Genomic DNA, 14,995 nt, shown 5'->3' on the forward strand with positions numbered 1-14,995 from the left:
TTTAGGGCCGTCAGCCCCGACGATCCGGTATGGCCGCCGATCTCGAGGAGAAGACCGACCGGTACGGGGAACTGCTCGCGGAGGCGCTCGCGGAGGCGACGATCGCCCCGCCGGAGGGGACGCCGATGGCCGACGCCGCCGCGGAGTGTTACGAGATGGCCGAGTCCTATCTCGAGGACGGGCGACATTTCCGTGAGAACGACGATCCGGTCAACGCGCTGGCATCGTTTTCCTACGGGCACGCGTGGCTGGACGCGGGCGCGCGAGTCGGACTGTTCGATGTCCCTACCGAGGGGCACCTGTTCACCGTCGACTGAGTCGTTCGAGTCGTTCGATGGGCGTCGACCGTCGGGCATCGTCGCGTGCTTTGGGCCCGGGTTCCGGTCGCGGAGCCAACCTGCCAGCGGGAGTCTGGCACCCGACCGCCGGCCGACATTCATAACGATAGCTACTAGAGTGCAGGTATGGAGGCCGTAGAACTGTCGGTCCGGTTGCTCGCGGGGGCCTTGCTCATCCTGGCGAACGGGTTCTTCGTCGCGATCGAGTTCGCGCTCACTCGCGTTCGACAGTACCCCCAGTCCGAGTTCGACGTCCCCGGACTTCGGCGGGCATGGGAGATGACCCAGGACCTCGAGATCTATCTCACGAGCTGTCAGGTCGGGATCTCGGCGACGAGCATCGCCGTCGGCATCGTCGCCGAACCGGCGCTGAAGTCGCTGCTCGCGCCGGTGTTCGAGAACACGGTTCTCGCGTCGATCGGTGCCGGCGGGCTCGTCGCGTTCGTCATCATCAACCTGCTGCACCTGACCCACGGCGAGCAGACGCCGACGTACCTCGGCGTCGAGCGGACGAAGTTCGTCGCCCGGTACGGCGCGACACCGCTGTACTGGTTCGCGAAGCTGCTGTATCCTGTTATCCTGATCGGCGACGGCGTCGCGAAGTGGACGCTCCGACGCTTCGGCATCGAGATGACCGGAGCGTGGCTCGAGACCGAGACCGACCGCGTCGAGTCACGGGCGGAACTTCGCCACCGGTTGGGGTCCTTACTCGACCGTGGCGGCCTCTCCAGGGAGCGCAAGGAGGAGATCATCAACGCCTTCACTGTCGGCGAGATCCCCGTCAGCGACGTGATGACCGACCGCGGGGATATCGTCTTCCTCTCGACGGCTGTCTCCCTCCGGGAGAACCTCGATCGGATCGGACACAGTCCCCACACGCGGTTTCCGCTGATCGGCGAGGAACCGGCCGACTTTCGGGGAATCGTCTACGTCCCCGCCGTTATCGATCGACTCGATGACCTCCGGCGGGGCGAGGTCGGATTCGAAGCGGTCGCCGCCCCGCCGATGACGATCCGGGAGGACGTGACCATCAGCGAAGCGGTCGACCGGTTTCAGGAGAACCATCAGGAACTCGCATTGGTGTACGACGAGTCCGGAACGGAGGTCGTCGGCTTGCTCACCGCGACCGACGCCCTGGAGGCGGTAATGGGCGAAATCGACGATCCCCTCGATCTCGAGTACGGGGGGCAGGAAGGAAGAACGACACGGGAAAGCGCTCTCCACTGACTGAGCGGGATCGATCGTCGGAGAATCTCACAGCGCGGACGGTCAGGGAATTCGAACCGTGTGCTCGAGCGTCCCGACGCCCTCGACCTCGATCTCGACCTCGTCGCCGTCGGAGAGCGGTCCGACGCCCTCGGGGGTCCCGGTCGCGATGACGTCGCCGGGCTCGAGGGTGAGGTAGGTCGTGATCTCGGCGATCAGTTCGGGGATCGAGAAGATCAACTGCTCCCGGGAGCCGTCCTGTTTGAGGTCGCCGTTGACCCGCGATCGGACGGCCGCGTCCTCGGGTACCTCGTCCGGCGTCGCGAGTACTGGCCCGAGCGGTGCGGCCCCGTCGAAGGCCTTTCCGCGGATCCAGTTTTTCTCCTGTCGCTGGTCGTCGCGGTTCGAGACGTCGTTCATGCAGGTAAAGCCCTCGACGACGTCCATGGCGTCGGCCTCGGGGACGTGGCGACACTGCTCGCCGATGACGACGGCGAGTTCCGCCTCGTGGTCGATGCGGTCCTTGCCGGCAGGAGTGGTGACGGTATCGCCGTGGCCGGCGAGGGCGTTCGGCGGTTTCAGGAACAGCAGCGGTCGGTCGGGAACGTCCGACCCCATCTCGTCCGCGTGGTCCGCGTAGTTGCGCCCGACACAGACGATCTTCGAGGGAGCACAGGGTGGCAGGACGTCGATCTCGTCGCCCTCGAGGCTGTAGCTCTCGTTCGCGAAGTGGACGTGGCCGCTCTCGTACTCGCCGCGCCGGACGGCGCCGGCCGGATCACGGAATCGAACGTATTTCATCGTCTGGCTGTTCGGTCGTCTTGGCGGGTCAAAAACGTTGAGAAGACGGCGGTTCTGGTCGCTGCTGTCCGATGGCGTCGCCAGTTCTCGAGGATCGATCGGCCAAGGAACCGGGAGACGACTACCCGCTGGAGGGGGCGTCGTTCGCGGCCGGCGACCACGGTGCGTCAGGCTGTCCCACGACGGCGTCGGAACGGAACGCTTTTTACTAGCCCCGAGCAACGAAGGAATACGTTCGAAGGACGCGCCGCCCGGTGCGGTGCGTGAAGACGTGAACGCTCCGTTGGTGTAGTCCGGCCAATCATTTCGGCCTTTCGAGCCGATGACCTGGGTTCAAATCCCAGACGGAGCACTTCTTCGCAAACAATTTCGTGAGCTAGGAATGCGATTCTGATTTGAACGAGAGGGGGCGCAGTGCCGAGCGCGGCGAGGCGACCGTCTTCGCGTGGTTCGAATCCCGGACTGGCCACGCCTCGGTACTCACGTTCGGTAGCGATAGCTGTCGATATCGTACTGTCCCGGACTCGGTCTGTTCCTCTCTCGAGACGTCCGACGGTATCCGATCAGGTCGCCGTCGCGGAGACGTCCGCCGTGTTACGGTTCGCGACGACGCTCGCGATCCCCAGGACGGCGACGACTGCGCCGACCACGACGTTGTTCCAGAACAGAATCCCTGACAGACCGAAGACGAACGCCGACGCAAGCAACCACCCTCCGAGCAGTCCGGTCAGGAGCCGCGGGACGAGGCCGGGGATCGGGAGCGGCCCGCCGCCGGGAAACGCCGCGGCGAAGGCAGCGGTTGTCGCGATCGCGACCCCGATCAGCAGGTTGTGCGGGACGATCCACCCGGTGCCGGTAAATAACACGCCCGAGAACACCGTCCATGCGCCGATGCCGGCCGCGAGCCCGATTGCGCGCTGTGCCGTCGGCGACGCCCTGTGGATCGATCGCGAGTCGCTCGTGGTCATGACTACACGTACGCGTTCGAGGTCACTAAAGGTACGACCGTGTAAACGCCGGTGAGAGTCGTCTTCTCAGGAGTAGCGAAGTAGCGAAGTAGCGGAGTAGTGCGGTCGCTAGCGGGTGATGAAACCGAGAGTTCGATCGAACGCAGTCAGTGCAGGGAAACTTCGTAGTACTCGGTGAACTTGACGAGATCGCAGTCCTGGAATCCATCCGCGACGGTCCCGTCGACGTCAGTGCCCGGATCATCCGTCAGCGCTGGAAGGCGTTCCTTCGCTGCTTCGCCCAGTTCGTCGTAGTGGCAGATCCGGGATTCGGCAGGGACGTCGTCGACTCGCTCGAGAGTGATATCTACACTCATGGTATTGTGTACCACGAAAGGGTGTGCAGACACTTCAATATTTTCCCGCTGTCGATAACGATCGGCTACTAGAGGCTGCAGAAACCGAATTCAATTGGACATGCGTTTCCTCTATAAGGATGTCGTGGAGAACTGGCGGAAGCAATCGGATAGTGTGGATAGCTATAACTACAGAAAATTAATTTGGGTTATTTTGATACCGGAATATATTAACGATTGAGCGTAGCCAACCGTAGCAATGAGACAGAGCCTCGAGGGCGATGCCGACGGGGTATGCGAACGGATCGTAACGGCGGTTGCCACGCTTGAGGACGCGGATCCCACCGAGTTACCGCCGCTGTTCGACGCGGTCGATCCCGACGCGCTGACGGCCGTCTTTTCGACGACCGAGTCCGGGACGACCCGGACGGGACGGGTCGAGTTTCCCTACGCGGGCTATCGGATCACCGTCGAGTTCGACGACGAACCGGTCGTGACCGTCGAGAGTGAATAGCGGAGAGGCTTGGGGCCCGGCTACTGTCGATCGCTCCGGTTACGAAGCCTATGGGGGAACGGCTATGGGGGAACGGATTCGACCAGTTCAGGGGTTGACGTCGGGACGCTGGAACGTCGTCTCGTCCTGCGTCGGATCGTCGGTCGCCGTTTCGATTTCGGAGATGGCGGGGATGTCCGTGCGCTCGAGTTCGCCGTCCCGCCTGAAGTAGTAGGTATCGGCACAACCGGCGATCAGCTCCGACAGCGGCCGCTCCTCCTCGTGAACGACTGTTACGAGGTCGCCCGTCACGCCGACCAGGACGGCGTCCTCGGGTTTGTAGAGGGCGTCTCGTAACTGATCGGCCGTCACGTTCTCGGGGAGGCGTACCCGGACGCCGTCGACGGTCGCCCATCGCGTTTCCATGGTCCGGTCTTGGCTTCGGGCGCCCTATACCGTTGGGCCCGCAGCTACAGGCCGCTTCTCCGTTGCCCCGTTCGATCCGGTTCCAGAGGCGGTGGAGGGCGTGGTCGCGCGGTCGGACGACGGTACGGCGGCTTGGCCCGGAAACGCTTAGGGTGATCGCGCACGGAGCGCGAACGTGAGCCAAAATCGCGTCGTTCAGGGACGTATGGTTACGGCCGAAAAACTCGCGGAACTCGTCGAGGGAGACTCTGTCATGGAGGCCGAATCGATCCAGGAAGCCGACAGGGATTGTCCCGACTGCGGCGGCGACGTCCTGAAAGTCGGCTACATGCCCTCCGTCACCGAGTTCGTCACCGGCTGGAAGTGCCAGGACTGCGACTGGAGCGAGACCGACCGGGACTGACTGCGGCGGTCACCAGACGAGCCACTCGAGTCCGACGACGACGACGGCCAGGAACACGTGTTCGCCGTCGACGATGAACCCGTAGTACAGCACGGTCCGGTCCGGGTGGGCGAAGGGGATGTAGCCGGCGACGTAGCCGTTCATCGCGAGGAGAGCGAGGAACTCGAGCGACAGCGACGTGCCGACGACGATGGCGACGACGGCGGCCGCGATCACGACGTTGGCGAGCTGCGTGTACCGTCTGGTCGCCGCGGTCCCGAGGCGGTTGGGCACCGTCGCGATCCCTTCTTCGCGGTCACCCTCGATGTCCTTGACGTCGAAGATCACCGCGGCGACGGTGATCATCGCGGTCACGTATCCCGTGATCACGAGGATCTCGAGGGTCCAGAGCTGGCCGTAGTAGTAGCCGACCCCGAGGGGGATCACGCCCCAGGCGAAGCCGACGAAGAGGTTCTTCACCAGGAAGACCTGCTTGATTCCGCCGACGGAGTACAGGAGCGCGACGGCAAGCGGCAGGAGGAGGTAGACGGCTCCCGGCAGCCCCAGGACCACTGCGACGGCGATGGCGGCGACGTACAGCCCGATGCCGAGTACGAGCAGGTACCGGCCGTAGCGTTTGGTAAACGACGCCCGGTCGGGAACGTTCTCCTCGTCCTCCTCGAGATCGGTGAACCGGTTGACGGTGTAGACGAACAGCGTCGCCGCGAAGACGATAAACAGCGGCAACGGCTCGAGCGGGAGGTGGGCGAGGACGACCGTCGTAACGACGACGCTCATCGTCGCCAGCGAGATGAAGAGGTTACTGTGGACGAGTCCGCGGAGTGCGCGCTCGAGGGAGGCGATCAACCGCCGCGTTCGGTGCGTGACAGTCGGATGGGTCACCGGTCGTTGTCCTGGCGTGTAGCGTGGTCGGCGTGGCTGGCGCGGACTGTGGCCGATCGACGTGTGGAACCGCGGTCCTCCGAAATCGTCGTCCCGTGAGTGGCGTCGAACGTGCGCCGCGGCGGTCGACGGTCCGTCCGTGTGACGTGCTAGGGACTCGCTCGAGTCAAACGCTTCGGTCGCGGGAACGGTAGACGGTAGATCGTTCGCCGAGATGTCTCTCCCGAGGCCCGGGTGCTACTCCGTCCCGAGCGGAACTGGCAGGATTTAAGCAAGGCCGGAACGGCCGTTCGAATGGATATGAGACTACACGAATATCAGGCGAAGGAGGTCTTCGCCGACGCCGGCATCCCGACGCCGGCATCACAACTCGCCTCCGACGTCGACGGGGTCGTTGACGCGGCCGACGAGATCGGGTATCCAGTCGCAGTCAAGGCGCAGGTACACGTCGGTGGCCGCGGCAAGGCCGGCGGGATCAAACTCGTCGAGAACAGCGAGGAAGCCCGCGAGGCAGCGGATTCGATTCTGGGGATGGACCTCAAGGGCTACCACGTGGATCAGGTCCTCGTCGAGGAGGCCGTCGACTTCACGAACGAACTCTACGTCGGGATCACGATGGACCGCGGCGAGGGCAAGCCCGTCGCGATGGTCTCGACCAAAGGCGGGGTCAACATCGAGGAAGTCGCCGAGGAGGACCCCGACGCGATCGCGCGCGAACACATCGACCCCTCCTTCGGCATGCACCCCTACCAGGCCCGCAAGGCCGTCTACGATGCGGGCGTCGACAAGGCGGTCGCCCGCGACGTCTCGAGCATCCTGAAGACGCTGTACGACCTCTGGGAGAGCAAGGACGGTTCCGACGTCGAGATCAACCCGCTGATGATCACCGACGACGACGAGGTCATCGCGGCCGACGCCGTGATGAACGTCGACGAGGACGCACTCTTCCGACACCCCGACCTCGAGGAGATGGAAGAGGAAGCCGCGGGCGGTGACGAACTCGAGCGGAAGGCAGACGAGTACGACTTCGACTACGTCCGTCTCTCGGGTAACGTCGGCATCATCGGTAACGGCGCGGGCCTCGTCATGACGACGCTGGACCTCGTCGACCACTACGGCGGCGAACCCGCCAACTTCCTGGACGTCGGCGGCGGCGCGAAGGCCGAACGCATCACCAACGCCCTCGATATGGTCTTCTCGGACGAGAACGTCGACGCCGTCGTCTTCAACATCTTCGGCGGCATCACCCGCGGCGACGAGGTCGCCCGCGGTATCAACGAGGCGCTCGAGCAGTTCGACGAGATTCCCAAGCCCGTCGTCGTCCGACTGGCGGGCACCAACTGGGAGGAAGGTATGGAAATTCTGAACGAGGACCTCGTGACGGTCGAACAGACCCTCGAGGACGCGGTCCAGCGTACCGTCGAGTACGCCGCGGAGGTGAACGAACAATGAGCGTTCTAGTCGACGACGACACGCGCGTCGTGGTACAGGGTATCACCGGCGGGGAGGGCAAGTTCCACGCCGAACAGATGATGGAGTACGGGACCAACGTCGTGGCCGGCGCGGTTCCCGGCAAGGGCGGCCAGGAGGCCGCCGGCGTCCCCGTCTACGATACGGTCCACGAGGCCGTCGAGGAGGAGAACGCCGACACGTCGGTCATCTTCGTCCCGCCGGCGTTCGCGGGCGACGCCATCTTCGAGGCGCTGGATACGGACCTCGATCTGGCCGTCGCGATCACGGAGGGCATCCCGACCCAGGACATGGCCAAGGTCAACAAGCGCCTCTCCGAGACCGACACACGACTCGTCGGTCCGAACTGTCCCGGTCTCATCACGCCCGGCGAGGCGAAACTGGGCATCCTCCCCGGTAACATCTTCGCCGAGGGGAACGTCGGTCTGGTCTCCCGCTCGGGGACGCTGACTTACCAGGTCGTCGACAACCTCACCGAGCGCGGCCTCGGCCAGAGCACCGCCATCGGCATCGGCGGCGACCCGATCATCGGGACGAACTTCATCGACGCGCTCGAACTGTTCGAGAACGACCCCGAGACCGACGCGATCGTCATGTGCGGCGAGATCGGCGGCGAAGACGAGGAACAGGCCGCCGCGTACATCGACGAACACGTCGACACGCCCGTCGCCGGGTTCATCGCCGGCCGCACGGCCCCGCCGGGCAAGCGCATGGGCCACGCCGGCGCCATCGTCTCCGGCTCCGGCACCGGCACCGCCGAGAGCAAGATTTCGGCGCTGAACGACGCGGGCGTCCCCGTCGGCGACACCCCGGAGGAAGTCGCCGACCACATCGAAGAGTTCCTGGCCTGATTCGGCGCCGCCGATAGCGCCCGATCCTCGATCTTCGATCCCCGATCCCGTTCGCGGTTTCGGTTTTCGACTCGTTTTCCGTTCTCCGCTCGCGTTCTGCCCCTTTCGAGTCCGTTCGAGACTCCTCGGTATCGGTCGGCGAAAGGGGCCGAAAGCCCTTCAAACCGCTTATCCGAATGCACGGCTATGTACGACGCGATCTTCGCGCCGACAGACGGTTCCGCGCGATCGGAAGTCGCCCTCGAGCACGCGATCGACCTCGCGACGCAGTACGACGCGACGTTGCACACCCAGTACGTCGTCGAGTCGTCGCCGGCGTTCGGCAACAACATAGACAGCGAAACCGAGGAGGAAATCTACGGGTCGCTGTTCGACGCCGGCGACCGGGCCGTCGCCGCTGTCGCCGACCGGGCGAAGACGGCCGACCTCGAGGTCGAAACGTCAGTCGTCCGTGGCGTTCCCCACGAAACGATCCTCGAGTACGTCGACGAGAACGACGTCGATCTCGTGGTCATGGCAACCTCGGGGCGGACCGGTTCCTCCCGGGAGTTGATCGGGAGCGTCGCGGAACGGGTCGTCCGGTCCTCGCCGGTGCCGGTCGTTACGGTCAACGTGGACGAAGACGACAGCGCCTGACCGTGCCACGAGCCGTGGCTCCGAGTGGCCTCTAACAGGTCGTACTGGCGCCACGTTCCTGGCCGATTCCGGCAGTACCCCTATCCGGCCGTCCGTCGGAGATCGAACCACGATGTCCGTCCATCTCGAGTGCGATCAGTGCGGGGCAACCCACACCATCCCGGACCGCCCGATGCGTTCGGGCGCGGATACGGGCGGGACCGGTTGTCCGGAGTGTGGTGCGGGATCGTACACGGTACGCCGAACGGGGCTCGGGTGGCACCCGAGCGATCCTTGAGCGCGTCGTCCGGGGAGCTCAGAACGGGTTGAGTTTCGATAGCAATCGGCGGAAGAGCCCGGGGGTGGCTGAATCGGAATCGGGATTGGGATCAGGATCGGGGTCGGAATCGGAATCGGGGTCAGGGCCGGGGACGGAGTCAGTTGCGGCAGTTGCGTGGTCCCCGTCTTCCCCGTCACCCCCGCCGTCCGTCGCTGAGGATTCGTCAGGAGCCTCGACGCTTGCGTCGGTCACGGCGCTCTCGCTTTCGTTCTCTCCTTCACTCTCCTCCGGTTCCGCGCTCGCGGTTTCGTCTCCGGCGTCCTCGAGCGGCTCCGCCCTCTCCTCGGCGGTGTCCTCGAGATCGGAGTCGCTCGAGGATGGTTCATTCGCTGCCGTCCCCTCGTCGCGATCGGCGGTTCCGTCGGCGCTTCCGTTGCCGTCGCCGTCGCTGTCGCTGTCGCCGTCGCTTTCGACCGGCGTCGGTTCGGCTTCCGTATCCGTCGCCGTCTCGACGTTTGCCTCCCAGTCGAGTTTCACCGCCGACTCGCCGTCGGTCTCGTCGTCACCCTCGCCCGGGGGGTCGACCCAGAGGAACTCCTGGCCCTCGGTTCGGCCCGTCAACAGGAGGTCCTCGAGTTCCCCCTCGTCCGCGAGGATGTCCTCGTCCGCCTCGGTCTCCGACCCTGGCTCCGGCTCCGGTTCGTCGGCGCTCGCGATGATGTCGTCCGGGGTCTCGCCGTCCAGCAACCCGTCGGTATCGGCGTCGTTCCCGACCGTATCCTTGAGTTCTCCGAAGACGGACGCCGCAGTCCGGTCTTCGATTCCATCGCCGGCGTCGGCTTCGGCGTCGGCATCGTCATCGTCCCCGCCCTCGTCCGTTCCGTCCCCGGAACGATCGTCGATCGACGGATCGCCGAGAGACTCGTCCGCGATCCCGCCGAACAGTTCGTCGGCGCTCGAGGCGAACTCGATCCCACCACCGCCCACGCCACCGGGCTTCCCCGCGTCGTCCTCGATTGTGCCGTCGGTCATAGGTCGATTTCGTTGAAATACATTTTCACAGCTATTTAATTTTTGGAATTTTTGCACGGCCGGTGTGCGAGAGTAGATACATATTAGCGTGTCGGCCGTTTTCGTCAGCACCGCCGATTTAGTGTGGACACTCGTCCAAATATGACGCCGAACGCTTCACTGTACAAATAATCGTGGACGGCACCGGACGGAGAAGGATCAAGACCGTCTTCTGATACTCCGAAGTCAACTGTGGCCCGGTTTCCAGACCTCCGGTGCCGGATAGATGGTGTTGATCCGATCCCTCTGCAGATTCAGGGAGCGTGGTTCCGGCCTGGTATCTCGAGTCGATCGGCCGTGATCGTACGACCCCCATAATCCATCGTAATATCGAACATACGTGACGAACAACCACTCGGCTTCATCTTGGCCCGGAGACACCATCTCGAGCGTGTTCCGTCGGAGAAGGTAGGGAGCTGGGAGGTGAGGTGGCCGAACGAGAGACGGAACTCAACGGAACCACGACTATGACAGAAAACGGCCCAGATGGAAACGATGCGTCCGGTGAGTCGACAATAAATCGCAGGAAGATACTGAAAGGCATCGGGGTAGCAGGTGTCGTCGGCACTATCGGTACAGGGGCAGTCTCGGCGCAGCCCCCTGGGGCATGTCAGAGCTGTGAAGCGGTCGACGAAAACGCCGTGAGGGTAAAATACGATTGGAGCTCTCAGTGTAATTTCGTTTTAGATTCGGAAGACAATCCCTTGGTCACTGTCTCACCCACTGACTTCAAGAACGGGGACCAGTGTGAACCAATCGAATTCTCGTACAGCGTAACCGATTCTACATCCTGGCAGATAATTTATATCTGTGTGTTTGGTGGAAACACAACGCGGGAGACGTTCCCGACAGGGACCGACCGGTTTAGCGGGACGTTTCGGTTTAACGAGGGTGGCAGTGGTGCGCCAGCTATCAGTAATGTCACATTCTGCGTAATTCCCGTCGGAGAAGAACCGCCGGAACCGCCAGAACCGCCAGAACCGCCGGAACCGCCAGAACCCGAACCACCGGACGGTCCGCAGGCTGAAGACGACTTAGTCGACGTTGACGTAGACGTCGGCGACCAAACCATCGAATCCGGCGATGCTCGTACAAACGTCGATCTCAACCAGTCGAACACGAACGTCCAAAACTCGGAGACAGTGAGCGACGCTACCAGTGGTGATGCCTTCGCCTGGAGCCAATCCGAACCGGCAGGCCCATTCGGTCAACAAGACCGAAAGGACGAAAAGCACAAAAAATAAACAAAGATCCGAGTCGCTCTCGAACCCTGGATCCACCGATCGTTCCGACTTTTCCGTCTCGAGCCGCGGACGTTAATCACCGTCCGGTTCTACTGATCCAGCGGAACCGACGGTCGTCACGAGGGGTATGTGCCGGACACTCACCCTCGAGCGGAACCGTGAGAGTAAAACCAACCCGCGGACTCGGTTCACGCGAATGGAAGACCGCGGGTTCGACCTCGAGGGTCGGCTAGCGTCTCTCGAGGGCGACGAGCACAGGCGGGCACTGTCACCTGCAGACCGGGTGGCGGAACGCGGCTACTTCGCCCCACCGGCCGGCGGTGATCTTCCGGTACTCGAGTCCGAGGAGACGCTCGTGTTCGGATCGAACAACTATCTGGGGCTGACGGACGACCAGCGGGTCCAGAACGCGGTGCGACAGGCTGCTGCGGCCGTCGGCACCGGGGCCGGCGCGAGCCGCCTCCGAACCGGGGACACGTTACTCCACCACGACCTCGAGCGACAACTCGCGGAGACGGAGGGGACCGACCGTGTGCTCGCGTTCTCCTCGCGGTATGCCGCCACGGTCGGAACGATCACGGCCCTCGAGCCGGACGTCGTCTTCGCCGACGAAGCGATCCACGCGAGCCTCGTCGACGGCTGCCGGCTCGCGGGCGCGGAGCGGGTGACCTACGACCACTGCGATCCCGGGAGTCTGGAGGCAGCACTCGAGCAGCGGGCGCGAGCAGCCGGTTCGGACGACGCGGACGGGGCCGTCGAGGACTCGTGGCTGATCGTCACCAGCACCGTCTTCGGCGTCGACGGCACCGTCGCACCGCTGTCGGCGATCTGTGACCTCGCCGACGAGTTCGGTGCCTGGATCGCGGTCGACAAGACTCACGCCACCGGCCTCTACGCCGGCGGCGGCGGGGTCGTTCAGGCTGAGGGCCTCGAGGATCGAATTCACGTCCAGTTGGGGTCGCTCTCGACCGCGCTGGCCAGCCAGGGCGGGTACGTCGCCGGGAGCGACGCCCTGATCGAGTGTCTGGTGCGAGACTGCCGATCGTTCGCCGCCGCGTACGGACTCGCGCCGACGGCGGCCGCGGCTGCGAGCGAGGCACTTCACCGCGCACGCTATGGAAGCGTTCGCGAACGGATCTGGGAAAACGTCGCCCACCTGCGGGATGGCCTCGAGACGCTGGGCCTCGAGGCGCTCGGGGACTCGCAGATCCTCACCGTCCCGGTCGGAGACCGCTCGGACGCGGTCGCGGTCGCCGACGGCGTTCGGGAACGGGACGTCGTCGTTCCGGCGGTCGAGCCGATCCGCGTTCCGGACGATCAGTGGCGGCTCCGGATCACGCCGATGGCGACCCACGAGCCGGACGACGTGGTCGCCTGTCTGGAGGCGATTCAGGCGGCCGGCGAGGAAGTCGGGGTTCTGTAGCCGGGTCCGTGGTCCCGGTCGGTTCTCGAGCGGTCCCCAGTTCGGCGCTGGAAAGAAGTCAAGCGGACGTCGCCGCTCGATCCCGCTCGAGCACGGCGGACTCGTCGGCCCCGCCCTCGCGGGACGGCACCTTCCCCGCTTCCTGGGACTCGCGGTCGAGCAGCCACGATACGATCTCGGATTTCCGGTGCTCGACCTCGAGGTGCACTCGGAGATCCGTTCGCTGATCGTACCGGTTCGGACAGAGCGGGCATCGCTGCTGATCGGTCATCTCGCCATTCACCGTGGCGTAGTGACGACGGTGACCGACGTAAGACTACCGGTGGTAGTAATACTGACAGCTCGCCGTAAACAACCTCGGGCACGGTGGCCCGAGGCTTTTGTAATTCCCTCAGCCGTGCGCTAGCACTCCCTGCTCGGCAAGCGAGCGGGATGAGGTTGGGCGGCTTACACGCCCCGACCCGGACAGACGCACCAATCTCACCTGCGGTTGGGTTTTGTGAGTCCGGTAATTCGATTCGTTGTCGTCGAGTTTCGCCTTCTCGCGCCACGCGATGTTCACCGACGCATTTCGGTCAGCGTGATCTTGCACCACGTCACACTCGTCGTTCGGACACCGGAACCGCCGTCCCTTCCGATCACCACGCTCACCACAACACGAACACGTCTTCGAGTTATAGTAGGCATTCACCGTGTCCGTGGGAATCTCCCGCCACGTCGCCTTGTACGAGACGAACGTCTCGAACTTGTGGAACGGGAGTTTGTGCAGTCGGCGGTTCATATACGTCCCGCACTTGATTTCGTCGCGGATACCGCTCATGTCCTCGAACACGATGACCGGGTTCGAGAACTGCTCCGCGAACTCCACGACAGCACGGGAAAGCCGATGCAGTACCCATTCGGTGAATCGTTCTTCTTTGTCACCGAGTTTCCAGTGGATGCTTGCCTTGCCGTGTTCCTGACAGCGTTTCGTGATGGTGTGGTAGCGTTGGCGTTCTTGTTTGACTCGTCCGTAGTCGAGGACGAGCGTGCCCTTCGTCTGCATCGTCTCGCGGTCGAGGGCAGTGAGCGCGACGTTTCGCTCGTTGATGTCCACGCCGACGAGCGTGTCGCTGGTGTTGGGTTCGGGCACGTCGAACTCGCGTGTGACCGTGACATGTAGGTAGTACACGCCATCGCGGTACAGGAGTTCTGCCTGCCCCACATCTACCTCGTCCGACGTGATAGCGTCCCGTAGATCGTCTATCGCGTCCGGTTCACCGCGTAGATGGCCCTTCACCTTCTTGTAGGGTTTCGGACTGATGCGGAACTGGACACGATTGGTGTCGTCGTCTACGGTGAGGCGATAGCCTTCCGTGTGAGCCATCACGAGTGGGTACGCGCCAGATTTGCCCGTACTCGGTGGCGTCGGCTTCCCGCCATCAGGGTCGTCTTGGTTCTCCCACCAGTCTTTGAGTGCCTGGTAGGAGTCCCACGTCTGGAGAGCCTTGCCGACGACCGCACACTTGTTGTTTCGCAAGAAGTCATCGCGGTCAACTTCTTTTTGTATCTCGGTCCGGGTGTACCCACGTTGTTTGAGGCGGATGGTTTGGTTGAAAATCTCACGTGAAGCGAGGCGGGCGTCGCGAAGCCACGACCGTTCACCAGACGCTACGTGAAGGCGCGTCTGAATCGTCTTCGTGGCTTCTTCACCCATACTTTGACAATCATTCTAACCAATCATAAATGTGGGGATTAGGGATGGAGAAGTACCGCAGTCACGCACATTCGGTTAGTTCCTGCAAGTATCACTTCGTCTGGTGCCCGAAATATCGCCACCCTGTTCTCGATGTAGTGGAGGACGACGTGCGGGAGTTGTTTGGTGAGACTGCCGATCACTTTGGACACGAGATTCTGGCGCTGGAGATCGCGGATGACCACGTTCACCTGTTCGTGCAAACTGACCCGAAGCACAGTTCGACAGACATCGCTCGGCAGTTCAAGTCGTACTCTGGAAAGCACTTACTGGAGCGGTCTCCCGAGATTCGGGAGTCGTATTTCTGGGGAGGTGGGTTCTGGAAGGTTGGGTACTACGTGGGGACGACGGGGGCAGTCTCGGAAGAAGTAGTTGAACGGTATATTGAGGAGACGGAACACGCGCCGGAGTGACGCGCTTCACCCCCGACCCCGGTGTTGACGCAAATCGAAGA

19 protein-coding genes and 1 tRNA gene are annotated in these 14,995 nt (G+C 63.4%); 12 read left to right on the forward strand and 8 right to left on the reverse strand.

Annotated elements, in window-relative coordinates; genetic code table 11:
• Positions 1-29: 29 nt before the first annotated feature.
• Positions 30-317: a DUF357 domain-containing protein gene (locus CHINAEXTREME_RS10590; RefSeq protein WP_007143520.1), complete on the forward strand. Its 288-nt coding sequence runs from the start codon at positions 30-32 to the stop codon at positions 315-317.
• Positions 318-464: 147 nt separating this feature from the next.
• On the forward strand, positions 465-1,565 hold the full coding sequence (locus tag CHINAEXTREME_RS10595) for a CNNM domain-containing protein (RefSeq protein WP_007143521.1): 1,101 nt from the start codon (positions 465-467) through the stop codon (positions 1,563-1,565).
• Positions 1,566-1,607: 42 nt separating this feature from the next.
• Here CHINAEXTREME_RS10595 and CHINAEXTREME_RS10600 read toward each other — a convergent pair whose 3' ends face one another.
• Positions 1,608-2,345 carry a fumarylacetoacetate hydrolase family protein gene (locus tag CHINAEXTREME_RS10600; protein WP_007143522.1) on the reverse strand — a complete coding sequence of 246 codons (738 nt, stop codon included), beginning with the start codon at positions 2,343-2,345 and terminating at the stop codon, positions 1,608-1,610.
• A gap of 71 nt (positions 2,346-2,416) precedes the next feature.
• On the opposite strand from CHINAEXTREME_RS10600, the gene CHINAEXTREME_RS21455 reads away from it, so the two are divergent.
• Both CHINAEXTREME_RS21455 and CHINAEXTREME_RS10605 read left to right on the forward strand, forming a co-directional pair.
• Positions 2,417-2,557 (forward strand): hypothetical protein, encoded by a 141-nt coding sequence (locus CHINAEXTREME_RS21455; protein ID WP_156875542.1) that lies wholly within the window; start codon positions 2,417-2,419, stop codon positions 2,555-2,557.
• Between the two features lie 65 nt (positions 2,558-2,622).
• Positions 2,623-2,697: transfer RNA gene (locus CHINAEXTREME_RS10605), tRNA-Glu, on the forward strand.
• 211 nt (positions 2,698-2,908) lie between these two features.
• Here the strand turns inward: CHINAEXTREME_RS10605 and CHINAEXTREME_RS10610 are convergent.
• Positions 2,909-3,313: an SPW repeat domain-containing protein gene (locus tag CHINAEXTREME_RS10610; RefSeq protein ID WP_007143523.1), complete on the reverse strand. Its 405-nt coding sequence runs from the start codon at positions 3,311-3,313 to the stop codon at positions 2,909-2,911.
• Between the two features lie 146 nt (positions 3,314-3,459).
• A complete protein-coding gene (locus CHINAEXTREME_RS10615) occupies positions 3,460-3,669 on the reverse strand; it encodes a hypothetical protein (protein WP_007143524.1) in 210 nt (69 codons plus the stop codon).
• A gap of 238 nt (positions 3,670-3,907) precedes the next feature.
• Here CHINAEXTREME_RS10615 and CHINAEXTREME_RS10620 point away from each other — a divergent pair, with 238 nt between their 5' ends.
• The gene (locus CHINAEXTREME_RS10620) at positions 3,908-4,162 is read left to right on the forward strand and encodes a HalOD1 output domain-containing protein (RefSeq protein ID WP_007143525.1); all 255 of its coding nucleotides are present in this window, start codon (positions 3,908-3,910) and stop codon (positions 4,160-4,162) included.
• Between the two features lie 87 nt (positions 4,163-4,249).
• Here CHINAEXTREME_RS10620 and CHINAEXTREME_RS10625 read toward each other — a convergent pair whose 3' ends face one another.
• Positions 4,250-4,567 carry a hypothetical protein gene (locus CHINAEXTREME_RS10625; protein WP_007143526.1) on the reverse strand — a complete coding sequence of 106 codons (318 nt, stop codon included), beginning with the start codon at positions 4,565-4,567 and terminating at the stop codon, positions 4,250-4,252.
• Between the two features lie 175 nt (positions 4,568-4,742).
• Between CHINAEXTREME_RS10625 and CHINAEXTREME_RS10630 the strand changes: the two genes are divergently transcribed.
• On the forward strand, positions 4,743-4,970 hold the full coding sequence (locus tag CHINAEXTREME_RS10630) for a DUF5795 family protein (RefSeq protein WP_007143527.1): 228 nt from the start codon (positions 4,743-4,745) through the stop codon (positions 4,968-4,970).
• Positions 4,971-4,979: 9 nt separating this feature from the next.
• Here CHINAEXTREME_RS10630 and CHINAEXTREME_RS10635 read toward each other — a convergent pair whose 3' ends face one another.
• The gene (locus CHINAEXTREME_RS10635) at positions 4,980-5,852 is read right to left on the reverse strand and encodes a UbiA family prenyltransferase (protein WP_007143528.1); all 873 of its coding nucleotides are present in this window, start codon (positions 5,850-5,852) and stop codon (positions 4,980-4,982) included.
• 300 nt (positions 5,853-6,152) lie between these two features.
• On the opposite strand from CHINAEXTREME_RS10635, the gene sucC reads away from it, so the two are divergent.
• From sucC to CHINAEXTREME_RS10650, 3 genes are all read left to right on the forward strand, one after another.
• Positions 6,153-7,304, forward strand: coding sequence for an ADP-forming succinate--CoA ligase subunit beta (sucC, locus tag CHINAEXTREME_RS10640; protein ID WP_007143529.1), 1,152 nt, complete (start codon positions 6,153-6,155; stop codon positions 7,302-7,304).
• Complete coding sequence (sucD, locus tag CHINAEXTREME_RS10645) at positions 7,301-8,173, forward strand: succinate--CoA ligase subunit alpha (protein WP_007143530.1); 873 nt, start codon at positions 7,301-7,303, stop codon at positions 8,171-8,173. The genes sucC and sucD overlap by 4 nt, the downstream gene beginning before the upstream one ends.
• A 186-nt stretch (positions 8,174-8,359) precedes the next feature.
• Positions 8,360-8,809, forward strand: a complete 450-nt coding sequence (locus CHINAEXTREME_RS10650) for a universal stress protein (protein WP_007143531.1) — start codon at positions 8,360-8,362, stop codon at positions 8,807-8,809.
• Between the two features lie 295 nt (positions 8,810-9,104).
• Here CHINAEXTREME_RS10650 and CHINAEXTREME_RS10655 read toward each other — a convergent pair whose 3' ends face one another.
• Entirely contained in the window at positions 9,105-10,100 is a 996-nt protein-coding gene (locus CHINAEXTREME_RS10655; protein WP_007143533.1) for a hypothetical protein, read from the reverse strand.
• 467 nt (positions 10,101-10,567) lie between these two features.
• Here CHINAEXTREME_RS10655 and CHINAEXTREME_RS21460 point away from each other — a divergent pair, with 467 nt between their 5' ends.
• Complete coding sequence (locus CHINAEXTREME_RS21460) at positions 10,568-11,383, forward strand: hypothetical protein (protein ID WP_152423913.1); 816 nt, start codon at positions 10,568-10,570, stop codon at positions 11,381-11,383.
• 196 nt (positions 11,384-11,579) lie between these two features.
• A complete protein-coding gene (locus CHINAEXTREME_RS10665) occupies positions 11,580-12,806 on the forward strand; it encodes an aminotransferase class I/II-fold pyridoxal phosphate-dependent enzyme (protein WP_049918421.1) in 1,227 nt (408 codons plus the stop codon).
• Positions 12,807-12,864: 58 nt separating this feature from the next.
• On the opposite strand, the gene CHINAEXTREME_RS10670 is transcribed toward CHINAEXTREME_RS10665, so the two are convergent.
• Both CHINAEXTREME_RS10670 and CHINAEXTREME_RS10675 read right to left on the reverse strand, forming a co-directional pair.
• Positions 12,865-13,077, reverse strand: a complete 213-nt coding sequence (locus tag CHINAEXTREME_RS10670) for a hypothetical protein (RefSeq protein WP_007143535.1) — start codon at positions 13,075-13,077, stop codon at positions 12,865-12,867.
• A gap of 120 nt (positions 13,078-13,197) precedes the next feature.
• Complete coding sequence (locus CHINAEXTREME_RS10675) at positions 13,198-14,502, reverse strand: RNA-guided endonuclease InsQ/TnpB family protein (RefSeq protein WP_007143536.1); 1,305 nt, start codon at positions 14,500-14,502, stop codon at positions 13,198-13,200.
• Between the two features lie 44 nt (positions 14,503-14,546).
• On the opposite strand from CHINAEXTREME_RS10675, the gene tnpA reads away from it, so the two are divergent.
• Entirely contained in the window at positions 14,547-14,954 is a 408-nt protein-coding gene (gene tnpA / locus CHINAEXTREME_RS10680) for an IS200/IS605 family transposase (RefSeq protein WP_044961696.1), read from the forward strand.
• The last annotated feature ends 41 nt before the right edge of the window (positions 14,955-14,995 follow it).

The organism is Halobiforma lacisalsi AJ5, from assembly GCF_000226975.2.
Lineage (GTDB): Archaea > Halobacteriota > Halobacteria > Halobacteriales > Natrialbaceae > Natronobacterium > Natronobacterium lacisalsi.